19 protein-coding genes are annotated in these 20,870 nt (G+C 66.1%); 9 read left to right on the plus strand and 10 right to left on the minus strand.

Features of this window, described 5'->3' with window-relative positions:
• The first annotated feature begins 9 nt into the window (after window positions 1–9).
• Window positions 10–2,073, plus strand: coding sequence for a flagellar biosynthesis protein FlhA (locus ACU0AG_RS10405; RefSeq protein ID WP_482782256.1), 2,064 nt, complete (start codon window positions 10–12; stop codon window positions 2,071–2,073).
• Window positions 2,070–2,792 (plus strand): sigma-70 family RNA polymerase sigma factor, encoded by a 723-nt coding sequence (locus ACU0AG_RS10410; RefSeq protein WP_482782211.1) that lies wholly within the window; start codon window positions 2,070–2,072, stop codon window positions 2,790–2,792. The genes ACU0AG_RS10405 and ACU0AG_RS10410 overlap by 4 nt, the downstream gene beginning before the upstream one ends.
• A 369-nt stretch (window positions 2,793–3,161) precedes the next feature.
• Here ACU0AG_RS10410 and ACU0AG_RS10415 read toward each other — a convergent pair whose 3' ends face one another.
• Entirely contained in the window at window positions 3,162–6,482 is a 3,321-nt protein-coding gene (locus tag ACU0AG_RS10415; RefSeq protein WP_482782212.1) for an amidohydrolase family protein, read from the minus strand.
• A 100-nt stretch (window positions 6,483–6,582) separates the two neighbouring features.
• Between ACU0AG_RS10415 and ACU0AG_RS10420 the strand changes: the two genes are divergently transcribed.
• On the plus strand, window positions 6,583–7,545 hold the full coding sequence (locus ACU0AG_RS10420; protein WP_482782213.1) for a bile acid:sodium symporter family protein: 963 nt from the start codon (window positions 6,583–6,585) through the stop codon (window positions 7,543–7,545).
• Here the strand turns inward: ACU0AG_RS10420 and ACU0AG_RS10425 are convergent.
• The 4 genes from ACU0AG_RS10425 to ACU0AG_RS10440 are packed head-to-tail and all read right to left on the minus strand — an operon-like array spanning window position 7,542 to window position 12,454.
• Window positions 7,542–8,828, minus strand: a complete 1,287-nt coding sequence (locus ACU0AG_RS10425; RefSeq protein WP_482782214.1) for an acyl-CoA dehydrogenase family protein — start codon at window positions 8,826–8,828, stop codon at window positions 7,542–7,544. The two genes, ACU0AG_RS10420 and ACU0AG_RS10425, sit on opposite strands and share 4 nt — an antisense overlap.
• Window positions 8,828–10,171, minus strand: coding sequence for a phosphotransferase (locus ACU0AG_RS10430; protein WP_482782215.1), 1,344 nt, complete (start codon window positions 10,169–10,171; stop codon window positions 8,828–8,830). Before ACU0AG_RS10430 ends, ACU0AG_RS10425 begins: the two co-directional genes overlap by 1 nt.
• A gap of 31 nt (window positions 10,172–10,202) precedes the next feature.
• Complete coding sequence (locus tag ACU0AG_RS10435) at window positions 10,203–10,982, minus strand: M48 family metallopeptidase (RefSeq protein WP_482782216.1); 780 nt, start codon at window positions 10,980–10,982, stop codon at window positions 10,203–10,205.
• A gap of 44 nt (window positions 10,983–11,026) precedes the next feature.
• The gene (locus tag ACU0AG_RS10440; protein ID WP_482782217.1) at window positions 11,027–12,454 is read right to left on the minus strand and encodes an aldehyde dehydrogenase family protein; all 1,428 of its coding nucleotides are present in this window, start codon (window positions 12,452–12,454) and stop codon (window positions 11,027–11,029) included.
• Window positions 12,455–12,649: 195 nt separating this feature from the next.
• Here ACU0AG_RS10440 and ACU0AG_RS10445 point away from each other — a divergent pair, with 195 nt between their 5' ends.
• Window positions 12,650–13,354 (plus strand): glutathione S-transferase family protein, encoded by a 705-nt coding sequence (locus tag ACU0AG_RS10445; RefSeq protein WP_482782218.1) that lies wholly within the window; start codon window positions 12,650–12,652, stop codon window positions 13,352–13,354.
• Between the two features lie 33 nt (window positions 13,355–13,387).
• Complete coding sequence (mtnP, locus tag ACU0AG_RS10450) at window positions 13,388–14,254, plus strand: S-methyl-5'-thioadenosine phosphorylase (RefSeq protein WP_482782219.1); 867 nt, start codon at window positions 13,388–13,390, stop codon at window positions 14,252–14,254.
• A 161-nt stretch (window positions 14,255–14,415) separates the two neighbouring features.
• Here the strand turns inward: mtnP and ACU0AG_RS10455 are convergent, their stop codons facing one another.
• A complete protein-coding gene (locus ACU0AG_RS10455) occupies window positions 14,416–15,306 on the minus strand; it encodes an alpha/beta fold hydrolase (RefSeq protein ID WP_482782220.1) in 891 nt (296 codons plus the stop codon).
• Between the two features lie 37 nt (window positions 15,307–15,343).
• Entirely contained in the window at window positions 15,344–16,270 is a 927-nt protein-coding gene (locus ACU0AG_RS10460) for a TraB/GumN family protein (RefSeq protein ID WP_482782221.1), read from the minus strand.
• A 55-nt stretch (window positions 16,271–16,325) separates the two neighbouring features.
• Here ACU0AG_RS10460 and ACU0AG_RS10465 point away from each other — a divergent pair, with 55 nt between their 5' ends.
• Entirely contained in the window at window positions 16,326–16,592 is a 267-nt protein-coding gene (locus tag ACU0AG_RS10465; RefSeq protein ID WP_482782222.1) for a hypothetical protein, read from the plus strand.
• On the opposite strand, the gene nadB is transcribed toward ACU0AG_RS10465, so the two are convergent.
• Entirely contained in the window at window positions 16,589–18,190 is a 1,602-nt protein-coding gene (nadB, locus tag ACU0AG_RS10470; protein WP_482782223.1) for an L-aspartate oxidase, read from the minus strand. The two genes, ACU0AG_RS10465 and nadB, sit on opposite strands and share 4 nt — an antisense overlap.
• Window positions 18,191–18,402: 212 nt before the next feature.
• Between nadB and ACU0AG_RS10475 the strand changes: the two genes are divergently transcribed.
• A complete protein-coding gene (locus ACU0AG_RS10475; RefSeq protein WP_482782224.1) occupies window positions 18,403–18,561 on the plus strand; it encodes a hypothetical protein in 159 nt (52 codons plus the stop codon).
• On the opposite strand, the gene ACU0AG_RS10480 is transcribed toward ACU0AG_RS10475, so the two are convergent.
• Window positions 18,558–19,514, minus strand: coding sequence for an ABC transporter ATP-binding protein (locus ACU0AG_RS10480; protein ID WP_482782225.1), 957 nt, complete (start codon window positions 19,512–19,514; stop codon window positions 18,558–18,560). The two genes, ACU0AG_RS10475 and ACU0AG_RS10480, sit on opposite strands and share 4 nt — an antisense overlap.
• Before the next feature lie 73 nt (window positions 19,515–19,587).
• On the opposite strand from ACU0AG_RS10480, the gene ACU0AG_RS10485 reads away from it, so the two are divergent.
• Together ACU0AG_RS10485 and ACU0AG_RS10490 are read left to right on the plus strand one after the other, a co-directional pair.
• Window positions 19,588–19,848, plus strand: a complete 261-nt coding sequence (locus ACU0AG_RS10485) for a zinc-finger domain-containing protein (RefSeq protein WP_482782226.1) — start codon at window positions 19,588–19,590, stop codon at window positions 19,846–19,848.
• A gap of 35 nt (window positions 19,849–19,883) precedes the next feature.
• Window positions 19,884–20,384 carry a hypothetical protein gene (locus ACU0AG_RS10490; RefSeq protein WP_482782227.1) on the plus strand — a complete coding sequence of 167 codons (501 nt, stop codon included), beginning with the start codon at window positions 19,884–19,886 and terminating at the stop codon, window positions 20,382–20,384.
• On the opposite strand, the gene ACU0AG_RS10495 is transcribed toward ACU0AG_RS10490, so the two are convergent.
• A complete protein-coding gene (locus ACU0AG_RS10495; RefSeq protein ID WP_482782228.1) occupies window positions 20,345–20,713 on the minus strand; it encodes a hypothetical protein in 369 nt (122 codons plus the stop codon). The genes ACU0AG_RS10490 and ACU0AG_RS10495 overlap by 40 nt on opposite strands.
• Window positions 20,714–20,870: the final 157 nt, after the last annotated feature.

Below are 20,870 nucleotides of genomic sequence, written 5' to 3' on the forward strand. Positions count from 1 at the left end.
CCCGCTGCGATGATGCTGCCGGTCGGCATCTTTGCGCTACTGGCGCTGATGGTGCTGCCGATCCCGGCGCTGCTGCTCGACATCTTCTTCGTGCTCAACATCGCGATCTCGATTGCGGTGCTGATGGTCGCCCTCAACGCCCGCCGACCGCTCGATTTCTCCAGCTTCCCGAGCGTGCTGCTGTTCGCGACCCTGTTGCGGCTGGCACTGAACGTCGCATCGACCCGGGTGGTGCTGGTCGCAGGGCATGAAGGCGGGGCGGCGGCCGGGCACGTGATCGAAAGCTTCGCCGCCTTTCTGGTGGGCGGCAATTTCGCGGTCGGCCTGTTCGTCTTCGCGATCCTGATGATCATCAACATGATCGTGATCACCAAGGGCGCCGGGCGCGTGTCCGAAGTCTCGGCGCGCTTCGTGCTTGATGCCCTGCCCGGCAAGCAGATGGCGATCGACGCCGATATTGCCGCGGGCCTGATCACCGCCGACGAGGCCCGCGAGCGCCGCCGCGAAGTGACGGTCGAGGCCGATTTCTACGGTTCGATGGACGGTGCCAGCAAGTTCGTGAAGGGCGATGCGGTCGCGGCACTGCTGATCCTCGGGGTCAATATCGTCGCCGGCTTCGCCATCGGCATGGTCAGCCACGGCCTTTCCGCGAGCGAGGCGGGCGAGGCCTATGTCACGCTGGCAGTCGGCGATGCGCTGGTGGCGCAGGTGCCCGCGCTGCTGCTGTCGATCGCGGCCGCAGCGATTGTCACCCGCGTGTCCGACCAGCGCGATCTCGCCGGGCAGATCGGCGGCCAGTTCGCCGATCCCCGCGGCTGGCTGCCGGTGGCGCTGATCCTTGGCGCGGTGGGTGTGGTTCCGGCCATGCCGCAGACGATTTTCCTGCCGGGCGCAGCGATTGCCGCGGCCATCTGGTGGCGCCTGAAACAACGCGCCGCCGCACCTGCCCCGATTGTCGAACAGGTCGAAGAGGCCGCACCCGATCACATCGCGCTGGCCGATGTCAGCGATGCGACGCTGGTCACGATCGAGCTGGGTTATGGCCTTGTCGGGCTGGTCGACCAGCAGCAGGGCGCACCGCTGATCACCCGCATCACGGGTATCCGCAAGCAGCTCTCCCGCGATCTCGGCTTCGTGCTGCCGCAGTTCCGGATCCGCGATTCGCTCGATCTGGGTGCGCAGGATTATGCCGTGCTGATGGGCGGGGTCAGCGTGGCGCGGGGCAACCTGCGTCCCGGCAAGCTGCTCGCCATCGACGCCGGCGATGTGCGCCCCGGACACGGTCTTTCAGGCGAGGCGACGCGCGATCCCAGCTTCGATTGCCCGGCCCTGTGGATCGCCCCGTCGGCACGCGACCATGCGATTGCCGAGGGGTTCCTGGTGGTCGATCCCTCCACCGTCATCGCCACCCACGCCAATCAGGCCTTGCTGGCCGAAGCCCACCAGCTGCTCGGCCCTGATGAAGTGCGCGAGTGGGTCGACGGGCTCAAGTCCCGCGCACCGGCGCTGGTCGAGGCGGTCTATCCCGATCCGCTGCCGCTCGCCGCGCTGACCCGCTTTCTGCGCGCCCTGCTGGCCGACGGGATCGGGCTCGCCCATCCGCAGCCGCTGTTCACCTCGCTGGCGCTGGCCTTGCAGAAGACCTCGGATTTCGACGCGGTCGTCGATGCCGTGCGCGCCGACCTTGGCGCACGGCTGACCGCCCGCATCGCCGCTCCGGGCGAGCCGCTGAAGGTGGTGACGCTCGATGCCGGGCTCGAAAGCGCGATCCTTGGCGGGATGGTGGATCCGGCCACCGGCCAGCCGCTGATCGAGCCCGATTGCGGCAGCATGATCGTGCGCGAGGTCAATCGCATCGCCGATGAACAGGGCGGCGCCATCGCGCTGATCGTGCAGCCGCCCGCCCGCCGGGCGCTGGCCGCCCTGCTCAAACCGCGCAGCCCGCGCTGCCTTGTCCTGTCGATTGCCGAGCTTCCTGCCGCCCAGCCGATTGCGGTGGTTGGCGTGATCGGCGCGCCGGATGAAGCCCCGGCGCTCGCCGCGCCCCAGCCGCCCGAGGATCTCGCCGCATGAAGCATGATCACACCGCCTTTGCCGCGCCGGCGGCGCCCTATGCCGCATCACGCGCCGAGATCGAGGATCGCGTCCGCCGGTTCCTGCCGCTGGTGCGGCGCACCGCCTGGCACATCAACGGGGCCGGGCGCGAAGGGCTGGAGATCGAGGATCTGGTGCAGGCCGGTATCCTCGCGCTGACCGAATGCGCCCAGCGCCATTGCGGCCCCACCGAGGACGGCTTTGCCGCCTATGCCAAGATCAGGGTGCGCGGCGCGATGCTGGATGAAGTCCGCCGCGTCGCGCATGACAGCCGCACGGCGCGCAGCAAGCGGGCAGCATACGAACGCGCTCTGACCGCCCTGCGCGGCCAGCTGGGACGCGAACCGGGCCGCGCCGAACTCGCCCGCGCCATGGGGGTGAGCGACGCGGAATTGCTCGCGATCGAAGCCTCGGGCGTCAAACTGACCCCGATCGACGATGCCTATGACGAGACCAGCCTCGCCTTTGCGAGCGACGATCCCGATCCCTTCGAGGCACTGTGCGCCGCCGAGGACCGCGACCGGCTGCTGCGGGCGATGATCGAACTGCCCGACCGGCTGAAGCTGGTGCTCCAGCTGTTCTTCGTCGAGGAGCTGAACCTCACCGAAATCGCCGCCGTCCTCGAAGTCAGCGTGCCCCGCGTCCACCAGCTGCGCGCCAAGGCCCTGAAAGACCTGCGCGCGCTGATGGACGCTTAGAGCGGTTTCCGCCCATTCTGACCCACCATGACGGAGCCGATTTTGGCCCTCTGCAAGAAGGCGAAGCGCAGGGATATGTCGATATCTCCAGCTTCGCCGACGCCGCAGTGGGCCAAAAGGGGCCCGCCCCGCAGGGGTTGCCCTGAGCGGCCGCGTGGCAGCGTCGCCGCCCTCGTCCGGGCAACCAGCCCGGCCTTCGGGAAGCTCCTCCCCACACAGCCGCTCAGGGCAATCGGGGTGGGTCAGAATGGGCGGAAACCGCTCTAATGTTTCACGTGAAACATTGGCCAAACGGGGGCTAAAACGACCCTAAAAGGGGTCTAGAGGGGGTCTAGAAGGGTCTAGCGGGGGTCTGGAAGGGTTGCCCGGTTACCCCGCATCCCCGTCGGCATGGCCGCGGCCTTCGGCGGTCATCTCCTGCGATCCGCCTGCGCCGTTGCCGCCATGGGCTTCCCACCAATAGGGCTGCCGCTTGGCATCGCCGGTGCCGACCTCGTTCAGCGTTTTCGCATCATACAGCCGCCCACCCAGCATCACCTGTTCGATTGCGTCCGAATTGGCGATGTCCTGCGAAGGATCGGCGGTGAGGATCACCAGATCAGCCAGCTTGCCCGGCTCGATGCTGCCGATATCCTTGCCCATGCCGAGCGACTGCGCCGAGGCGATCGTGCCGGCCTTCAGCGCCTCGACCGGGCTCATCCCGCCGCGCACAAAGCTGCCGAGTTCCCAGTGCGCGCCGATGCCGGCCTGCTGGCCATGCGCGCCGATGGCAACCTTCACGCCGCGCTGCGCCAGCTTGCGCGCCTCGCGGGCGTTGTTGTCATCGACGAAGGCCCAGTCGGGCGCCGTGGTGCGGCGGCCGGTTTCGGCAAGCAGCATCTTTGGCGGGGTGTGCACCATCAACGGGTTTTCCCACACATTGGTCGCCTGCCGCCAATAGGGATCGCCCGCCAGGCCGCCATAGGTGACGACCAGCGTGGGGGTGTAGTTGCTGTTCGACTGGCCGAAGAACTGCAACACATCCTCGTAAAACACATCCACCGGCACGTTGTGTTCGATGGTCGAATTGCCGTCGGCGACAAGGTTCATGTCCATCCCGAACAGCGATCCGCCCTCGGCCACGACCAGCATGTTCTCCGCCGCCGCTGCCCGCGCCACCATCTGGCGCTGTTCGCGGCGGGGCTGGTTGTAGTTCTTGACCGAGATACCCCCCTGCGCCTTGATCCGGCGCACGTGGGCCAGCGCATCGTCGTAGCTGTCGATCCGGGCATAGACGCCGGGCGCCTTGGCCCCGTAGATGATCTCGCCGGTGGAGAAAATGCGCGGCCCCAGCGTCAGGCCGGCGCGCTGGCGTTCGGCGGCGGCAAACACCGTGCTGGCCTGCGATGACGGGTTGTGCACCGTGGTCACCCCCATCGCCAGATCCTGCAACAGGGTCCAATTCTGCTGGGGGATCAGATCGCCCACCCCGTAAGGGCCATGCGCGTGGGCATCGACCAGACCGGGCATGATCACCTTGCCGCTGGCATCGATGAAACGGGTGCCTTCGGGAAAGGCCATCTTGACCACTGTGGCATCGTGGACACCGGTGATCCGGTCGCCTTCGATCACGATCATGCCGTTTTCGATCACGCCGGCATCATCCGCTGCCAGCCCTGCGCGCATGGTCAGCACCCGCGCACCGGTGATCACCGTGGTGCCCGAAGGCTTGGCCTTCTGCACCGTCACGCCGAGCGGAATGCCCACCGTGGGCGGGGTGTAGGCTTTGGTCTTGTCGGCATCGGCCTTGGGCGCAGCGGCGAAGAATTCGCTCACGCTAGCGCTTTGCAGCGAAGGCCCGATCGACCAGAACAGCGTCTCGCCCCCGTTCGCCCAGCCGAGATAGTCCGCACCCCCGGTGCTGACCTTGGTCACCGGCAACGAGCCGCCCTTTTCGCTGACGTCGACCGGCTTGCCGCCCGGCACCAGCGGCATCGCGAACACCTCGTAATTCTGGCGGAAGGCGATGGTGCGGCCATCGGGCGCGATGCGCATGTCGTTGGCCAATTCGCCGCGGGCATGGATGCGCCTCGCCTCGCCATTGAGGTCGGTTGAAACCAGCGCCAGCTTGCCGCCGTCACGCGCCAGCATGAACAGCCGGTCGCTTGCGGTGCCCCATTGCGGATTGGCCCCGTCGCGGGTGACAAGACGCGGCTCGCCTCCGCTGACCGGCATCACGTAAACCCCGGCATCGTCGGAATAGTCGGGCGCGGTGAGGTATCCGCCGCGACGCTTTTCGAAGGCGATCATGCTGCCATCGGGGGAAAAGGCGATGTTGCCGAAATGGCCCGGCCCGGTCAGCACCCGGCGGTTCTGCCCGCTGGCGTCGGCCAGCACGATCTCGCCCAGTGTGGTGTCGTTCCAGCGCACATAGGCAAGGCTCTGCCCGTCGCGGCTGAAGGCGGGGAAGGCTTCCACGGCATCGGCGGTGTCACCTGTCAGCGGGGCAGGCGCATCGCGGCCCTTGGCCGACTTCGCATGCAGCCGCCCAAGGCTTTCGAACACCACCCGGCTGCCATCGGGCGACAGCGTGGCAAACCGCGGCATGGCTGTGGTGAAGGTTTCGGGCGCAACCTCGATCACGGGATGTGGCGCGTCGGCGATGCCGCGGGTGTCGTTGATGGCGAAGGGGATCACGGCATGGCCGCTGCCGTCGCGGTTCACGCGGTTCAGCTTGCCCCCCGCCCAGAACACGAGTGCCGAGCTGTCGGGCAGCCAGTCGATATTGGGATAGACGCCGGTGACCGCCCAGGTTTCCTGCACATCCAGATCGAGCTTGCCGTAGATCATCCGCTCGCGCCCGCTGGCGAGGTCCTTGACCCACAGCTGGCTCTGGTCCTTGTCGCGGCGCACGAAAGCCAGTTCCTTGCCATCGGGCGAAGGCGCGGGGCGCACCGCGCCGCCATAGCCGCCGACTGCGGTGGCAATTTCGCCGGTCGCCAGATCGTGGCGTTCGATCGCGAAGATCCCCGCGTTCGAATCCTGCGCGTATTCGAAGGTGTTCCCGGCGGTGGTGTTGCGGGTGTAGTAGATTGCGCTGCCATCGGGGGCGAACACCGGCTCGCCGAGTTCCTTTTGCAGGCGTTCATTGGCACGCTCGACCACCTGCACCCCGCCGCCGCCGGAGACGTGATAGAGCCAGATCTCGCCCGTCCCCGCGCTGCGTTCGGTGGTGAAGTGCTTCTTGGCGGCGATGAAGCGCCCGTCGGGCGACCAACTGGGCTGGTTGAGCAGGCGGAAGTCCTCCTTGGTCACCTGCCGTTTGTCCGATCCGTCGGCGTTCATCACCCAGATATTGTCCCCGCCCCCGCGGTCCGAGGTGAAGGCGATGCGGGTGCCATCGGGCGAGAAGCGCGGCTGCACATCCCATGCCAGCCCTTCCGCGATCCGCTTGGGCGTGCCGCCGTCAATGGGCATGGTGTAGATGTCACCGAGCAGGGTGAAGGCCAGCGTCTGCCCGTCGGGCGACACATCGACATCCATCCATGTGCCTTCCTCGACCTTGATCGGCACCTGCCTGATCGCCGCACCCCTGGGCGCCTCGACGCTCCACTTCTCGTCCGCTTTGGCGGCTTTGCCCTTGCCTTGCGCGGCGAGCGGTGAAGCAATAACGGCGGCCCCGGCAAGCAGGGCGGCGGCGAGATAACGCATGGAAAGTCTCCCTCTGTCGACGCGGAAGACTAGCGGCGCGCAAGGATATTGCTAGGGGCGGGAATGTCGTTGGTCGATTACGAACGGCCACTCGGGGGACATGATGCTGCGCACGATCACCAACAACTTTGCGCTGCTGACCGTGCTGGGTGTGGCGCTGGCGTGGTTCTATCCGGCGGGCTTCACGTGGATGACCGACGGGCGGATCGCGGTGGCGGGCCAGCCGCTGCTGAGCCTCGCGCTCGGCACGATCATGCTGGCGATGGGCCTGACGCTGAGTTTCGAGGATTATCGCGGTCTGGCACGAATGCCGCGCGCGTTGCTGGCGGGGGTGGCGCTGCAATTTGTGGTGATGCCGCTGTCCGGCTTCGCGATTGCCAGAGCGCTCGATCTGGAGCCGGGGCTGGCGGTGGGCCTGATCCTTGTCGCCTGTTGTCCGGGCGGGACGGCTTCGAATGTCGTCGCCTTCATCGCGCGCGGCAATGTCGCGCTGTCGGTGGCGATGACCATGGCCTCGACCCTTGCGGCCGTGGTGCTGACCCCGTTGCTGACGGGGTGGCTGGCGGGGGCTTACGTGGAGATCGACCGGCTGAACCTGCTGGTGCAGATGGTGAGCATCGTGGCGCTGCCGGTGGTGGCGGGGACGCTCCTCAATCGCCTGTTCCCGCGCGCGGCGGAACGGGTGAGCGCCGTGCTGCCGCTGGTCGCTATCGTGCTGGTGATCCTGATCGTCGGCGGGATCGTCGGCGGAGCCAAGGCGCAGATTGCGGAGCATGCAGGCGTGCTGCTGCTGGCGACCTTCCTGCTGCACGCCTGCGGTTTTGCGCTTGGCTATGGACTGGCGCGGCTGTTGGGGCTGAGCGAGATCGAGGCGCGCACGATCAGCATCGAGGTGGGGATGCAGAATTCGGGCCTCGGCTCAGGTCTGGCCAAGACCCCCGCCTTCGCCGCGCAGTTTGCCAATGTCACGCAGGCCGCCCTCGCCCCGGTCCCGGCAGCGATTTCGGCGGTGTGGCACGTGGTGATCGGGAGCCTGCTGGCCGGGTGGTGGCGGCGGGGTTAGCCGTACATCCCCCGCTTCGGCCCAAGATAGCCGAACAGGTACGCCCCCACCTTTCGCATCTGGATTTCCTCGCTGCCCTCGGTGATCCGATAGCGGCGGTGGTGGCGATAGATGTGTTCGAAGGGCTTGTGCCGCGAATAGCCGATGCCGCCGTGGACCTGCATCGCCCTATCGGCGGCCTCGCACACCAGCCGGTTCGCCCAGTAATTGCACATCGAGACCTTGTCCGAGATCGTCCGCTCGATCTGCTCGTGGGGCATGTTGTCCATCTCCCACGCGGTCTTGAAGATCAGGAGGCGCAGCATTTCGGCCTGCGTCGCCAGCTCCACCAAGGGGAACTGGATGCCCTGATTGCGCGCCAGCTCCTCGCCGAAGGGCTTGCGCTCGCGGGCATATTTCACGCTCTCGTCGATGCAATAGAGCGCCGCGCCGCAGCTGCTCGCGGCCTGCCGGATGCGGTTCTGGTGGACGAAGCTCTGCGCCAGCGCCAGCCCGCGTCCTTCCACGCCGAGGATCGCGCTATCGGGCACCCAGACGTTCGTCACCGACAGACGCGGGTGGTCGGTGGGCATGTTGAAGGTCCACATCCACTCCTCGATTTCGAGGCCTGGGGTGGGATTGGGGACGAGGAAACAGGTGATCCCGCCCGCGTCGCCCGCCTTGCCGCTGGTGCGCGCGAACATCGCGCAGTGGGTGGCGACGTGCATGCCGGTGATCCACATCTTCTCGCCGTTGATCAGCCAGCCATCCACCCCGTCGCGGGTCTCGCGCACCGCGTGCGTCTCCATGTGGGTGGCGTCTGATCCGTGGTGCGGTTCGGTCAGCCCGAACGCGACGCGCCGAGTGCGCTCGAACCCGCCGAGGATGAATTCCTGCTTCTGCTCTTCCGTCCCCCACTGGTCGAACATCGCGACGAAGGGGAAGTTGCCGACGATCGAGTGCTCGTTCTGCAGATCATTGTGCAGCCCGAGGCCTTGGCGCGCAAAATGCTCGCGGATCACCGCCATCCAGAGGTTGCTGCCGTCCTTCCCGCCGTAGCGCTTGGGCGCCGAGAAGCGCCAATGGCCAGCCTTGTCGGCGCGGCGGGTGGCCTCTTTCAGCAGCTCTTCCCACTCGTGGCGGGGCAGCCCGCCCGCCTCGAAATCCGTGCGCGCATATTCGCGGCGGTGGTCGAAGAAGCGGATGTTGTCGTCCTGCTGCTCCAAGGGCTTGATCTCGGCGGCGATGAAGGCGTCGAGTTCGTCGAGATAGGCTTGCAGGTCGGCGGGGATGGCGAAGTCCATTAGTTCTCTCCGGTCCAATTGCGCCGTGCGTAGGCCAGCGCCGGGTATTTCGGCACATCCTGCGCCACGGCGGCAAGGATCGCGCCTCGCAATTCCGCCAGCGTGCCGGGGTCTGCAAGGCTCGCCTCCCCCGCGAGGCAACGCGCAGCGAGGTCGGGGTTCTCGGTCGCCGGGATCGAGCCAAGCGAGAAGCGCGAAATCATGCCCAAAGCGTTTCGGGCGACGGCGTATTGGAAGCGGTCATGCCCCTCGAAGCGGTCCTTGACCGTGCCGAGCCACTCGAAAATCGCCTGCGCGAGTTCACCATCGGTGGCCTCGCCCTGCGGCGAGGGCGGGGTGTCGAGCGTGACAGGCCGCGCCCGCTCCGCCTCCGGCGCATCTTTCTCCAGCAGCAGCAGCAGATCGAGCTCCTGCTCGCTGGTCCGGCGCGAGATCACCACGCGCTCCAGCATCCGGTCTGCGCCAGAGCGCCATTGCGCCGCCATCCGGAGGCACCCGAGCGCCCACCACACGGTGCGGTAGATCGTCCAGAAGCGGAAGCGCGCAGGATCGATTTTGACCCCCGCCTCGGCCTCGTAGGCGGCGATGTAATCGGCGATGCTACCCAGCCCCAGCGCGGGGCGGTCGTAGCGGGCGAAGCGCCACACGGCCATGCAGCCGAAGGCGAGGTCCTCGTGGGCATCGCCGAAATGGGCGAGTTCCCAATCGAGCACCCCCGTCAGCCGCGAGCCCTCCACCAGCAGATTGCCCATCCGGTAATCGCCGTGATTGAGGACAGGCTCCACCTGCGGCGGGCAATTGTCCTCCAGCCACTTCAGGCCCAGCGCAATGATCGGGCGATCACCGCCTGCGTCCATGAACTGCGCCTTGAGGTCGGCAATCGCGGTGCGGTAATCCATCACCGGCACGCCTGTGGGCACGTCGGCCTGCCGCAGGCGGTGGATGCGGGCGAGGTCGCGGGCAATGCCGCGCAGCAGCCCGTCGGGATCGTCGCACGCGAGAATGACCTTGGGATCGGCCGTCCCCGGCAAGGCGCGCATGACGAAGCCGGAGCCGAGCCCGTCCGCCTCTTCCAGCACCGCCACCACTTCCGGCGCGGTGACGCCCTTGGCGCGGGCCGCTTCGATCAGCGCGGCTTCGACGCTATGCCCGTATGGCCGCCCCTCCATGAAGGCGAGGCTGGGTGCACGGCGCAGGACGAAGCTCTCGTCCCCGCAGGCGAACCGCCAGCTTTCCATCACCGCCCCGCCCGTCAGCCGCTGCGGACTGTCCGGCGGCGCGGCGATGCCGGCGCGTGCCATTGCCCTTGTCAGACCGGCGATGAGAGTATCGGGATCGATCACGCAGCGTCAGACAAGGTGCAAGGCCCGTTTCTCACCCGATCTGCTTGCGCATCCGCTTGGCGCGCTTGGCCGGGTCGGGGTGGGTCTTGAGCAGGCCGATGCCGCCCCCGCCGCCCATCGCCGCCAGCTTGTCCATCGCCGCAGGGCAGCCCTGCACGTTGTAGCCATTGGCCTTCATGAAATTGAGGGCATAGTCATCCGAGGCGGTTTCCGCCTTCTGCGAATGCTGGGCATAGAGCACGTTCTGGATCAGGCCGCCAAGCTGCGAATTGGCGATCTGCCGCACGCTGCTGCTGGCGGTGCCGGCGACACTCAGGGCGGCATCCTGCTGCAAGGCGCGCCGCATGCGTTGCTGGCCGTGCTGGAGCTTCACATGGCCGATTTCGTGGCCGATCACGCAGCGCACTTCATCATCGGTCATTTTGTCCATCAGCCCGGAATAGACCCGCACTGTGCCATCGCCCATCGCAAAGGCGTTCACATCATCGGCGAGATAGGCCCGGATATCGAGCCTGATCCCGTCATAGCTCTCCAGCCCCTTGGTCAGCTTCGCCAGACGCACCGCATAGGGGTTGCCAGCCGGAGCCAGCGCGTTCTTGCGGTCCAGTTCGTCGGACATCTGCGAGAAATAGGCCGTCATCTCGGCATCGGAGACAGTGGCGGCCTGCGCCACCTTCTTGGCCGCCCCCATGATGTCGCCCATGCTTTGCGAACGGGCCGGAGCCGCCGGAGCGAGGAATGCCGCCCCGGCCAGTCCTGCAATGGCAAGCACCGAAGTCACTGCGGCCGAAAGTTTGATGGTTCTGTTCATGATCACCCTCCCGGCACGCAAGATGCCTGCCAATCAATCACTTATCAAGCAGGCACATTGTCCTTCTTGACGGTGATCACCTGCGCATAGGTGAACTCCTTGAGGCCTTCCTTGCCGTATTCGGCGCCGAAGCCCGACTGCTTGTGCCCGCCGAAGGGCGCGAAGGGCGAGAGGTGCAGGTATTCATTGACCCACACCGTGCCGGTTTCGAGCTGTTCGGCGATCTCCACGCCCTTTTCCGGGTTGCCGGTCCACACCGCGCCGGCCAGCCCGTATTCCGAGTTGTTGGCGCGGGCGATCACCTCTTCCTCGGTCGAGAACTTCATCAGCGGCATCACCGGGCCGAACTGTTCCTCGGCCACGATGCGCGCATCTTCGGGCGGGTTGTCGAGGATGGTCAGCGGCACGAAGTAGCCGGTGCCCGAAGGATCGACATTGCCGCCGAGCAGGAACTTGTAGCCGTTGGACTTGGCATCCTCGATCAGCTCCAGCACGCGCTCGTACTGCTTCTTGTTCTGGATCGGGCCGACGCCGGTGCCCTGCTCGCTGCCGTCACCGACCTTCACGGTCTTGGCATATTCGACGATCGCGGCGGACAGCTCGTCATAGATGTCCTCGTGGATATAGACGCGCTTGGCCGCGACGCAGATCTGCCCGGCGTTCGAGAAGCTCGACCAGAACAGCTGTTCGGCGACCTTCTTGGGGTCCGCATCGGGCAGCACGATCGAAGCGTCGTTGCCGCCCAGTTCGAGCGTTATGCGCTTCAAGTCAGCCGAGGCGCCTTCCATGATCTTCTTGCCGGTCGCGGTCGAGCCGGTGAAGGTGATCTTGTCGATATCGGGGTGGCTGGTGATCATCGGGCCGAGGTCGTCCTCACCCGTGATGATGTTGACGACACCGGCGGGCACCTTGTCCGCGATCAGTTCGGCAATCCGGAGCGTGGTCAGCGGGGTGAAGGGCGAGGGCTTCAAGACGATGGTGCAGCCCGAAAGCATCGCGGGGACGATCTTCTGGATCGCCATCATCACCGGGAAGTTCCACGGCACGATGCCGCCGACCACGCCCACCGGCACGCGGCGGGTGCGGGAGAGGCGGGTGTCGCTGTCCTCGTTCACCTCGTCATCGAGGCTGAGGGTCGATTGCGCCGCGCTCATCGCGGCCGCGCCGTAGATTTCGCCGCGTGCCTGATCGTGGGGCTTGCCCTGTTCGCTGGTCAGCAGGCGGTAGAGTTCTTCCGCATTGGCCTTGATCGCGCCCGAAATCGCCATGATCGCGGCGCGGCGTTCCTCGATGGGGGTGTTCTTCCAGGTCTTGAAGGCGGCGCGGGCAGCGGCAACCGCCTTGTCGAGTTCGGCCTTGCCGCAGGCCGGAACCTGACCGATCACCTGCTCGGTGGCCGGGTTCACGACATCGAGCCAGCGGTCGGTGGCAACCATCTCGCCGCCGATAAGGTTCTTGTACTGGGTGACCATGATGTTTCCTCTCTCGAACTTGAACAGGGGGGGAGTCGTCTCTCGCCCGCACAAACTGGCGCGTTGCATCCGAAAACGCAATCGCTGCTGTGTGCGCGAATGTAAGCGGGCGGGCGGGCTTGATCGCCTAGCGATTGCGCTATCGCTGCCAGCGCCTATTGAGGCCGCGAGAGACGCCCTTGAGGAGAGCCCCGCATGTCCTATTCCCGCCCCGATCTGGTGATTTACGGCAGCCCCGTATCGCCCTTTGTCCGCAAGGTTGCGGGGGTTTGCCTCGAAAAGGGCGTGGATTACGAGGTCGAGGCGGTGAACGTGTTCGATCCGCCGCAGTGGTTCCGCGATATCTCTCCGATGAAGCGCATTCCAGTGCTGCGCGACCGTTCGGTGGCGGAAGAAGGCGTGGCGGGGACCATTCCCGATTCGTCCGCGATCTGCGCTTACATCGAAAAGAAGCACCCTGCGCCCGCGCTCTATCCCGATGATCCGGCGGCGCTGGGAGAGGCGCTGTTCATCGAGGAGTTTGCCGATACCTCGCTCGCGATGGCAGGGGGGCTCGGCATCTTCCGCCCGATTTTCTTCGCGGTGAGCAAGGGCGAGGAGCCGGGTCTGGAAAAGGCCCGCGATGCCTGGGCCAACCAGCTGCCGCCGGTGTTCGATGTGCTTGAAGCGCGGCTTGGCGGGCGGGAATTCTTCACGGGCGATGCGCTGTCGATTGCCGATATCACGGTGGCAACGGTGCTGATGCAGATCGCGCTGGTGGCCGAAACGCCGCTCGGCAATTGGCCCGGTCTGGCCGCGCATTATGCGGCAATGCAGGCCCGCCCGGCGATTGCAGGGCCTTACGCGGCGGCGGAAAAGGTGATCCGCAAGGCCTTGCCCACCCGCTTCGACCTGACCTAAGGCCTCAGGCACTTTCGGGAGGGCGCAACGCACATGGCCAGCGAATGGTGCATCGGGATCATCGGCGGATCGGGCCTTTATGCCATGGACGGCATCGAGGACGCGCAGTGGATCGCGATCGAGACCCCGTGGGGCGATCCTTCGGACGAAATCCTGTGCGGGCGCATCGGCGATGTGAAGGTGCGCTTTCTCCCCCGCCATGGCCGGGGCCACCCGGTCAGCCCGACCGAGCTGAATTCCCGCGCCAATATCGATGCCCTGAAGCGCGCCGGCTGCACCGATATTCTGGCAATCAGCGCGGTCGGTTCGCTGCGCGAGGAGCTGGAGCCGGGGCGCTTTGCAGTCGTCGAACAGTTCATCGACCGCACGGTGCACCGCGAGAGCACCTTTTTCACCAGCGGTTTCGTCACCCATGTCTCGATGGCCGATCCGGTGTGCCCGCGCCTGTCCGAAATGGCCGCGCAGGCTGTCAGCAAGGCCAAGGGCAAGGTCGCGGTGGGTGCGACCTATCTCGCGATGGAAGGCCCGCAATTCTCGACCCGCGCCGAAAGCCGGATGTATCGCCAGTGGGGCGCGGATGTGATCGGCATGACCGCCATGCCCGAAGCCAAGCTCGCCCGCGAGGCAGAGCTGCCCTATGCCCTCGTCGGCATGGTGACCGATTATGATTGCTGGCGGGATGGCGAGGCGGTGGATGTCGGGCAGGTGGTCACGCAGATGCAGGCCAATGGCGCGCTGGCACGGGCGATGGTGAAAAACTTCATCGCCGCCCTGCCGCAGCAGCGTGAACCTTCGCCGATCGACACCGCGCTGGACGATGCCGTGATCACCGCTCCGGACGAGCATGATCCGCAAGTGATGGCCCGCCTCGATGCGGTGGCGGGCCGCCTGTTCGAATAGGTGCTTTTATACCAGCGCGCTGAGATGCTGCCGCATCACGCGCTGGAAATGCTCAGGCGCCGCACGGGCTTAACCAAGGCGTGATGAGTCAAGCTCATCGCGCCTTGGTATTGGAGCGCCTTCCGACCAATCCGGATCGCCCGGATTGGTCGGAAAGCGCTCTACCCTCCGCGGGCGTGGGTGACGATTTCCTGCGCCACCCGCGGCACCAGCGGCAGCGGAATGTCGTGGCCCCAGCCGGGGATGGTCACCAGCCGCGCGCCCGAAATGTGCCGTGCGGTGTCCTCCCCCGCCTCCAGCTTGACCAGCGGATCATCCTCGCCGTGCAGCACAAGTGTCGGCACGCGCACCTGCGCGAGGCGCGAGCGGCGGCAGCCATCGTCGATGATCGCGGCCAGCTGGCGCGGCGGGCCGGCGGGATAGACCGAACGGCGCACGTTCTTCAGCACCCGCTCGCGCTGCTGTTCGGGATCGAAGGGAAAGCCGGGGCTGCCGATATTCTTCGCAATGTTGAGGCCATGGGCGACAAGGCTTTCCTCCTCCATGCTCGTGATCGGCGCGATCAGCGCTTCCATCGCGTGCTTTTCCGCCTGTGGCAGCTTGCCGTTGCCGGTGGTGGACATGATCGAGGTCATCGACTTCAGCCGGTGGCCATGATGCACCGCCATCAGCTGCACGATCATCCCGCCCATCGATGCGCCGACCACATGCGCACTCTCGATCCCGAGGGCATCGAGCACCCCGATCCCGTCATGCGCCATGTCGGTGAGGGTATAGGGCACCTTGGCCGGAAAGCCGATTTTCTTGCGCAGCACCTGCATGGCAAGGCCCGGCGCACGCGCGCCTTCCATCTTCTGCGACAGACCGATATCGCGGTTGTCGTAACGGATGACGCGGAAGCCCTCGCCCACCAGTGCCTCGACCAGTTCATCCGGCCACAGCGTCAGCTGCGCGCCGAGGCCCATCACCAGCAGGATGGTGTCATGCGCAGGATCACCATGATCCTCGTAGAAGATTTCGATACCGGTATTGGGGGTGGTGACAGTCGGCATAGGTGACGTGGCCTCTCGCGCTTGTGCTTTGCGCGGATTACTTCCACGCCGGGCCGGAGATGTCGAGGCCCTGGCTTTCCAGCCGGTCAAGCACGCCGTCGGCTTCCGCCAGCACCCGCAGGGGCACCACGGCGAGGGTGACGCCTTTCTCGCCCTGCGCGGCGGTGATGGCATCGACCCAGATGGCGCGCAGCTCGCCGCCCACCTCCGCGTCGGCCCATGGCCAGCACTTGCCCAGCGCCTGTTCGAGCGGGTTCGCCATCACCGCCGGGATATCGTAACGCCGCCAGTCGGCCCCGCGCTGTTCGACGATATCGGGGCCGGCCTCCACCGCATCCATCGCGGATTCGAGACAGGGGATATGCGTTGCCGGCGGCGCTTCGGCGAGATTGTCGAGCAGGTCTTCGCCGCGCAGGGTGGCAGCGCGGGCGGTGGGCACATCGGCCTTGTCCGCCGCCTTGCGCACCACATCGGAAGGCTCATCGGTGGTGTCGCGGTTGAAGCGCAATTCCTTCGACAGCAGCTGGAACGAAGTGAGCAGGAAGCTGGAGCGCGAATAATCCTTGTCCTGCGCCGTGCCGAGCGCGGACAGCCGCGCCCATTGTTCCGCCGACAGATAGTCGCTCGCCACCGACTTGTCGGGCAGCTTGGTGAACTTGCCGCCGCTGAAGATCAGCCGGAAGATATCGCCGGGCGAAACCTTGGGCCGCGCGCCGAGGATCACGCGGCTCGCCTGCGCGGTGGCCTCCTTCAGGCGGTCGGGCTGCCACGGGGTAGTCTCGGGGATCGCCCGAATCTCGCCGACGAGGATGATCGTGCCGGAGGGCGTATCGATCGTCCACATCGGCGCGCCGGAGCGCTGGGCGGTGACGACGATGGAGGTTTCGGAAGGGGCGGGGTCCTGGGCGGCGAGGGGGGCGGCGGCTAAGGCGGCAACGCAAAAACCGGCAAGCACTTTGTGCATCGAGACGCCTTTCAAATCATGGAAAGATATGCGGTGTTTCGCTATACTGAGCCATATGAACCGCGACCTAATACTGCCTTCCTGTGACGATCCGGATGGCATCTTTGCCTTCGCGATGACCTATAATGGCTACGAAGCGCACGGGTCGTTCGATGCATGCGCCCGGGCAGCAAAGGCGCAGCGGCGGGGGTCGCTGGAAGATCTGCGCAACGAGCTGTTTTTCGCCTGCCGCGCCTCCCGTCATTGCGGAGATGACGGATACGTCAAAGTCTACGCTGACCTGCTGCCTCACTTCAAACGGATACTCGCTGACCGCACCTAAGGCACCAGCACCGTATCCTTCGCCTCGTCCGCCAGCGCCGGATAATCCAGCGTATAGTGCAGCCCCCGGCTCTCCTTCCGACGAAGCGCCGATTGCACGATCAGTTCGGCGGACTGGAGCAGGTTGCGCAGTTCGATCAGGTCGGTCGTCACGCGGAAAGCGCCGTAGTAATCCTCGACCTCGCGCTTCAGCAGTTCGATGCGGCTCGCGGCGCGTTCCAGCCGTTTTGTGGTGCGCACGATGCCGACATAGTTCCACATGAAGCGGCGGATTTCGGTCCAGTTCTGCTTGATGACGACTTCCTCGTCGGAGTCGGTGACGCGGCTTTCGTCCCACGGCAGGATCGCGGGCGGGGCCTCAAGGCTGTCCCAGCGCACCAGAATATCCTGCGCCGCCGCCTCGCCGAAGACGAAGCATTCGAGCAAGCTGTTGGACGCCAGCCGGTTCGCGCCGTGGAGGCCGCTTTCGGTGCACTCGCCCGCCGCCCACAGCCCCGGCACATCGGTGCGCGCCGCCAGATCGACCACCACGCCCCCGCAGGTGTAATGCTGCGCGGGGACGACCGGGATCGGCCCCTGCGTCATGTCGATGCCAAGCCCCAGCAGCTTGTCGTAGATGGTCGGGAAGTGCCCCTTCACGAAGTCGGCGGGCTGGTGACTGATATCGAGGTGCACGAAATCGAGGCCGAAGCGCTTGATCTGGTCGTCGATCGCACGGGCCACCACATCACGCGGGGCCAGTTCCATGCGTTCCGGATCGTAATCGACCATGAAGCGGCGGCCGGTTTCGGGGTGGAGCAGATGCCCGCCCTCGCCCCGCACCGCCTCGGTGATCAGGAAGTTCTTGACGTCGAGGTTGTAGAGGCAGGTTGGGTGGAACTGCATCATCTCCATGTTGGAGACGCGCGCGCCCGCCCGCCAGGCCATGGCGATGCCATCCCCCGTCGCGCCGCGCGGGGCGGTGGAGAACTGGTAGACGCGCCCCGCCCCGCCCGTCGCCAGCACCGTTGCGCGGGCCACGTGCCGTTCGACGCGCCCTGTGGCCTCGTCAAGCGCATAGACACCCCACACGCGCCCCGCGGCGGAGAACTGTTCGCGGTGGCGATCGGTGATGAAATCGATGCAGGTGCGCCCCGGCAGCAGGGTGATATTGGGATTGGCCTCCGCCGCCTTGAGCAGTGCCGATTGCACCGCCCATCCGGTCGCATCGTCGACATGCACGATCCGCCGGTGCGAATGGCCACCCTCGCGGGTGAGATGCAGGGCATCGGCCTCGCGGTTGAACGGCACCCCCAGCTCGCACAGCCGGTCGATCGAGGCAGGGGCGCGCTCGATCACGAACTCCACCGTATCGCGATCATTCAGGCCTGCGCCTGCCACCATCGTATCGCGGATATGATCTTCAAAAGTATCGCCCGCATCGAGCACGGCAGCGATCCCGCCCTGCGCCCACGCAGTCGATCCGCCGGTCAGCGACCCCTTGGCCAGCACCAGCACCCGCCGCGTTTCCGCCAGCGCCAGCGCCGCTGTCAGCCCCGCCGCGCCCGAGCCGATGATAATGACATCGTGCCCCTGCCCAATTGCATCAATGCTCGCCATGGCAACGCCATGCCGCGCAATCGGGCAGCGGGCAAGAAGGTTGCGCGTTCGCCCCTTCCCTGTGAAATCTGTTAAGGGAAAATCCTTAGGTTGCGATGCAGCATGATGCTAACGTCATCTAACGCCTGATTCGGTATGAGCCGGCAGGGCGCCAGGGCCGCAAAAATTGACGCCAGTTACCTAGAGTCCCTCTCACTCGGACGCGTTGTTTGATGTCGGTTTTTTCAATTTTCGGATGCCTGTTCGGCCGCCATCAGCCTGTGCGGCGCGAAGCTGTCTGGGATGGTCGCACCTATGTCGGCACCTGTCGCCACTGCGGCAAGGCGATCGAACGTCACGGCCGCCACGACTGGCGCAAGCGGACGAGTTAGTCGCCCGCCCCGGCGGTCAGCTGGACAAACACATCTTCCAGATCAGCCTCGCGGGTGGTGACATCCTCGATCGTCAGCCCCTGTTCCTGCAGGATCGCGAGCACCTGTCCGGCGCTGAGGCGGTCCTTGTCATACGTGACCTCGACCCCGCGCGCGCCGTCCCATTCGACCCGCGCAAAGGCTTCATGCGCGGGCGCGGCGGGGAGGTCGGCAGCGGCAGTGACCGCGACGATCTTCTCGCGCGCCATGTCCACCAGCTCGCGGGTCGGCTTGTTGGCGATCAGCTTGCCGCCATTGATGATCGCGATGCGATCGCACAGTTCCTCGGCCTCTTCGAGGTAGTGGGTGGTAAGCACCACGGTCACGCCCTCGCGGTTCAATTCGCTGACGAGCTCCCACAGCTGGCGGCGCAAATCCACGTCAACCCCGGCGGTCGGCTCGTCGAGCACCAGAATCGGCGGGCTGTGCACCATAGCCTTGGCCACCAGCAGCCGCCGCTTCATCCCGCCTGACAGGGTGCGGGCATAGGCATTGCGCTTGTCGGCCAGACGCACGGCCTCCAGCAGCGCCTCGGACCGGCGCAAGGCGGCGGGGATGCCGTAGAAGCCGGCCTGGTTCTCCAGCACCTCGAAGGGCGTGAAAAAGGGATCGAACACAATCTCCTGCGGCACGATCCCGATCGAACGGCTGGCATTGCGGCGGTTGCGATCAATATCGAAGCCCCAGATCTCGGCTGTGCCCGAAGTCTTGTTCACCAGGCCTGCAAGAATGTTGATCAGCGTCGATTTGCCCGCGCCATTGGGGCCGAGCAGCCCGAAGATCGAGCCTTGCGGCACATCGAAGCTGACCCCGCCCAGCGCGAGCTTGCCCTCTGTCACGGTGCCCTTGGCCCCCTTTGCCGGGGCATAACGCTTCACGAGATTGTCGATACGGATCGCAGGTTCGGCTGACATGGGCACAGCCCTAGGCAAGCCCCCCGCCAAAGGCAATTGCGCTTGCGGCGCGGCGGGAGTATCGGCTGGCCCCATGAGCATTGCCCCTCCCGAAGTCCTGCTGGTCGATACGCGGCGCGTCAGCTGCGATGGTGCCAGCGGCATCCGTGGCGGCGCGGGATATCGCCCGGCTGCCCTTGGCCACCCGCGCGTGTTCCTCGAAATCGACGAGCACGGCTATGTCGATTGCGGCTATTGCGACCGGCGCTTCGTGTTGCGCGGCGGACCGGCCGATGGCGCCGATCAGGCCGCTCTGCCCGATATCGCTGCCGGATCGAGCCCCGCACGCGCCTGACGCGCCGCTCAGCGCCGGTTAAGGCGACGCGTGACATGATCGGCGCACTTTCCGAACCGGAGAATCGCATCATGATCCGCCTGCCTGCCCCGTCCCGCGCTCTTGCTGCCGGCCTGGCTGCCGCTGTTGCGGTGGTTTCTGCGCCTGCCGCCATCGCCCAGCCTGACGTCGAAGCATCAGCCGAAGCACCGATGAGCAAGGGTGAAAAGCGCCTCGCCAAGCTGCTCGAAGGCCGCGTTGCCGGTGAACCGCAGCGCTGCATCCGCACGCTGCCGAACATCCGGATGCAGACGATCGACCGCACCGCTTATGTCTACGGATCGGGCGATACGATCTACGTCCAGCGCACCCGCAATCCCGAAAGCATCAACGATACCGATGCGCTGGTCACCAACCGCTTCAATGCCAGCGAGCTGTGCCGCCTTGACGTGATGACCACGATCGACCGGATCCAGGGCATCTTCACCGGCGCGGTGTTCTTCGAGGATTTCGTCCCCTACACCCGCGTCAAGGGCGGGGCATCGGGCGAGGGCTGAGCCGGCCGCTCGATCCGGAGCGTGTCGGGAGCATAGCAGGCAAGCACCTGTTCGCGCTGCCGGAAGGCGATGATCTCTTCATGCAGTTCGGCAAGTGACCCGGCCGCGCCGTCGGCTTCGCGCTGTTCGCCGCGGACCTGATGCGGGGCGGGCGAGGCTTGCTGCGCGATAAGGGGCGTTTGATCCCCCGTTGCCTGCGGGCCTGACGCGCCGCCGCCGCACACCGGTTCCTGTCGGCCCAGCGCCTGCCAGCGGCCCAGCCCCCAGGCGCAAACCGCGACACCCATGATGAGGCCGCCCAGCGATGCCGGGCCAGCAAAGAGTTCCATCGGTACCTCCCCGTCCAAGAGATCCGGCCTACTCCCTCATCCGGGAAGCCCCCACAGCCCGCCGGAAGCACACAGCGAATCGCGCCGCGCCGGTCCCCTCCAGAATCGGCCATGGCGCGGGGCATCGTGCCGCAGATGGGGCTGCGGCATAATACGC

This window comes from Erythrobacter sp. RANMB8, assembly GCF_056848235.1.

Bases quoted from the DNA above. Each gene is read 5' to 3' on its own strand.
- ACU0AG_RS10405 (WP_482782256.1), top strand. From the start codon at position 10: ATGATGCTGCCGGTCGGCATCTTTGCGCTACTGGCGCTGATGGTGCTG.
- ACU0AG_RS10410 (WP_482782211.1), top strand. From the start codon at position 2,070: ATGAAGCATGATCACACCGCCTTTGCCGCGCCGGCGGCGCCCTATGCC.
- ACU0AG_RS10415 (WP_482782212.1), bottom strand. From the start codon at position 6,482: ATGCGTTATCTCGCCGCCGCCCTGCTTGCCGGGGCCGCCGTTATTGCT.
- ACU0AG_RS10420 (WP_482782213.1), top strand. From the start codon at position 6,583: ATGATGCTGCGCACGATCACCAACAACTTTGCGCTGCTGACCGTGCTG.
- ACU0AG_RS10425 (WP_482782214.1), bottom strand. From the start codon at position 8,828: ATGGACTTCGCCATCCCCGCCGACCTGCAAGCCTATCTCGACGAACTC.
- ACU0AG_RS10435 (WP_482782216.1), bottom strand. From the start codon at position 10,982: ATGAACAGAACCATCAAACTTTCGGCCGCAGTGACTTCGGTGCTTGCC.
- ACU0AG_RS10440 (WP_482782217.1), bottom strand. From the start codon at position 12,454: ATGGTCACCCAGTACAAGAACCTTATCGGCGGCGAGATGGTTGCCACC.
- ACU0AG_RS10445 (WP_482782218.1), top strand. From the start codon at position 12,650: ATGTCCTATTCCCGCCCCGATCTGGTGATTTACGGCAGCCCCGTATCG.
- mtnP (WP_482782219.1), top strand. From the start codon at position 13,388: ATGGCCAGCGAATGGTGCATCGGGATCATCGGCGGATCGGGCCTTTAT.
- ACU0AG_RS10455 (WP_482782220.1), bottom strand. From the start codon at position 15,306: ATGCCGACTGTCACCACCCCCAATACCGGTATCGAAATCTTCTACGAG.
- ACU0AG_RS10460 (WP_482782221.1), bottom strand. From the start codon at position 16,270: ATGCACAAAGTGCTTGCCGGTTTTTGCGTTGCCGCCTTAGCCGCCGCC.
- ACU0AG_RS10465 (WP_482782222.1), top strand. From the start codon at position 16,326: ATGAACCGCGACCTAATACTGCCTTCCTGTGACGATCCGGATGGCATC.
- nadB (WP_482782223.1), bottom strand. From the start codon at position 18,190: ATGGCGAGCATTGATGCAATTGGGCAGGGGCACGATGTCATTATCATC.
- ACU0AG_RS10475 (WP_482782224.1), top strand. From the start codon at position 18,403: ATGTCGGTTTTTTCAATTTTCGGATGCCTGTTCGGCCGCCATCAGCCT.
- ACU0AG_RS10480 (WP_482782225.1), bottom strand. From the start codon at position 19,514: ATGTCAGCCGAACCTGCGATCCGTATCGACAATCTCGTGAAGCGTTAT.
- ACU0AG_RS10485 (WP_482782226.1), top strand. From the start codon at position 19,588: ATGAGCATTGCCCCTCCCGAAGTCCTGCTGGTCGATACGCGGCGCGTC.
- ACU0AG_RS10490 (WP_482782227.1), top strand. From the start codon at position 19,884: ATGATCGGCGCACTTTCCGAACCGGAGAATCGCATCATGATCCGCCTG.
- ACU0AG_RS10495 (WP_482782228.1), bottom strand. From the start codon at position 20,713: ATGGAACTCTTTGCTGGCCCGGCATCGCTGGGCGGCCTCATCATGGGT.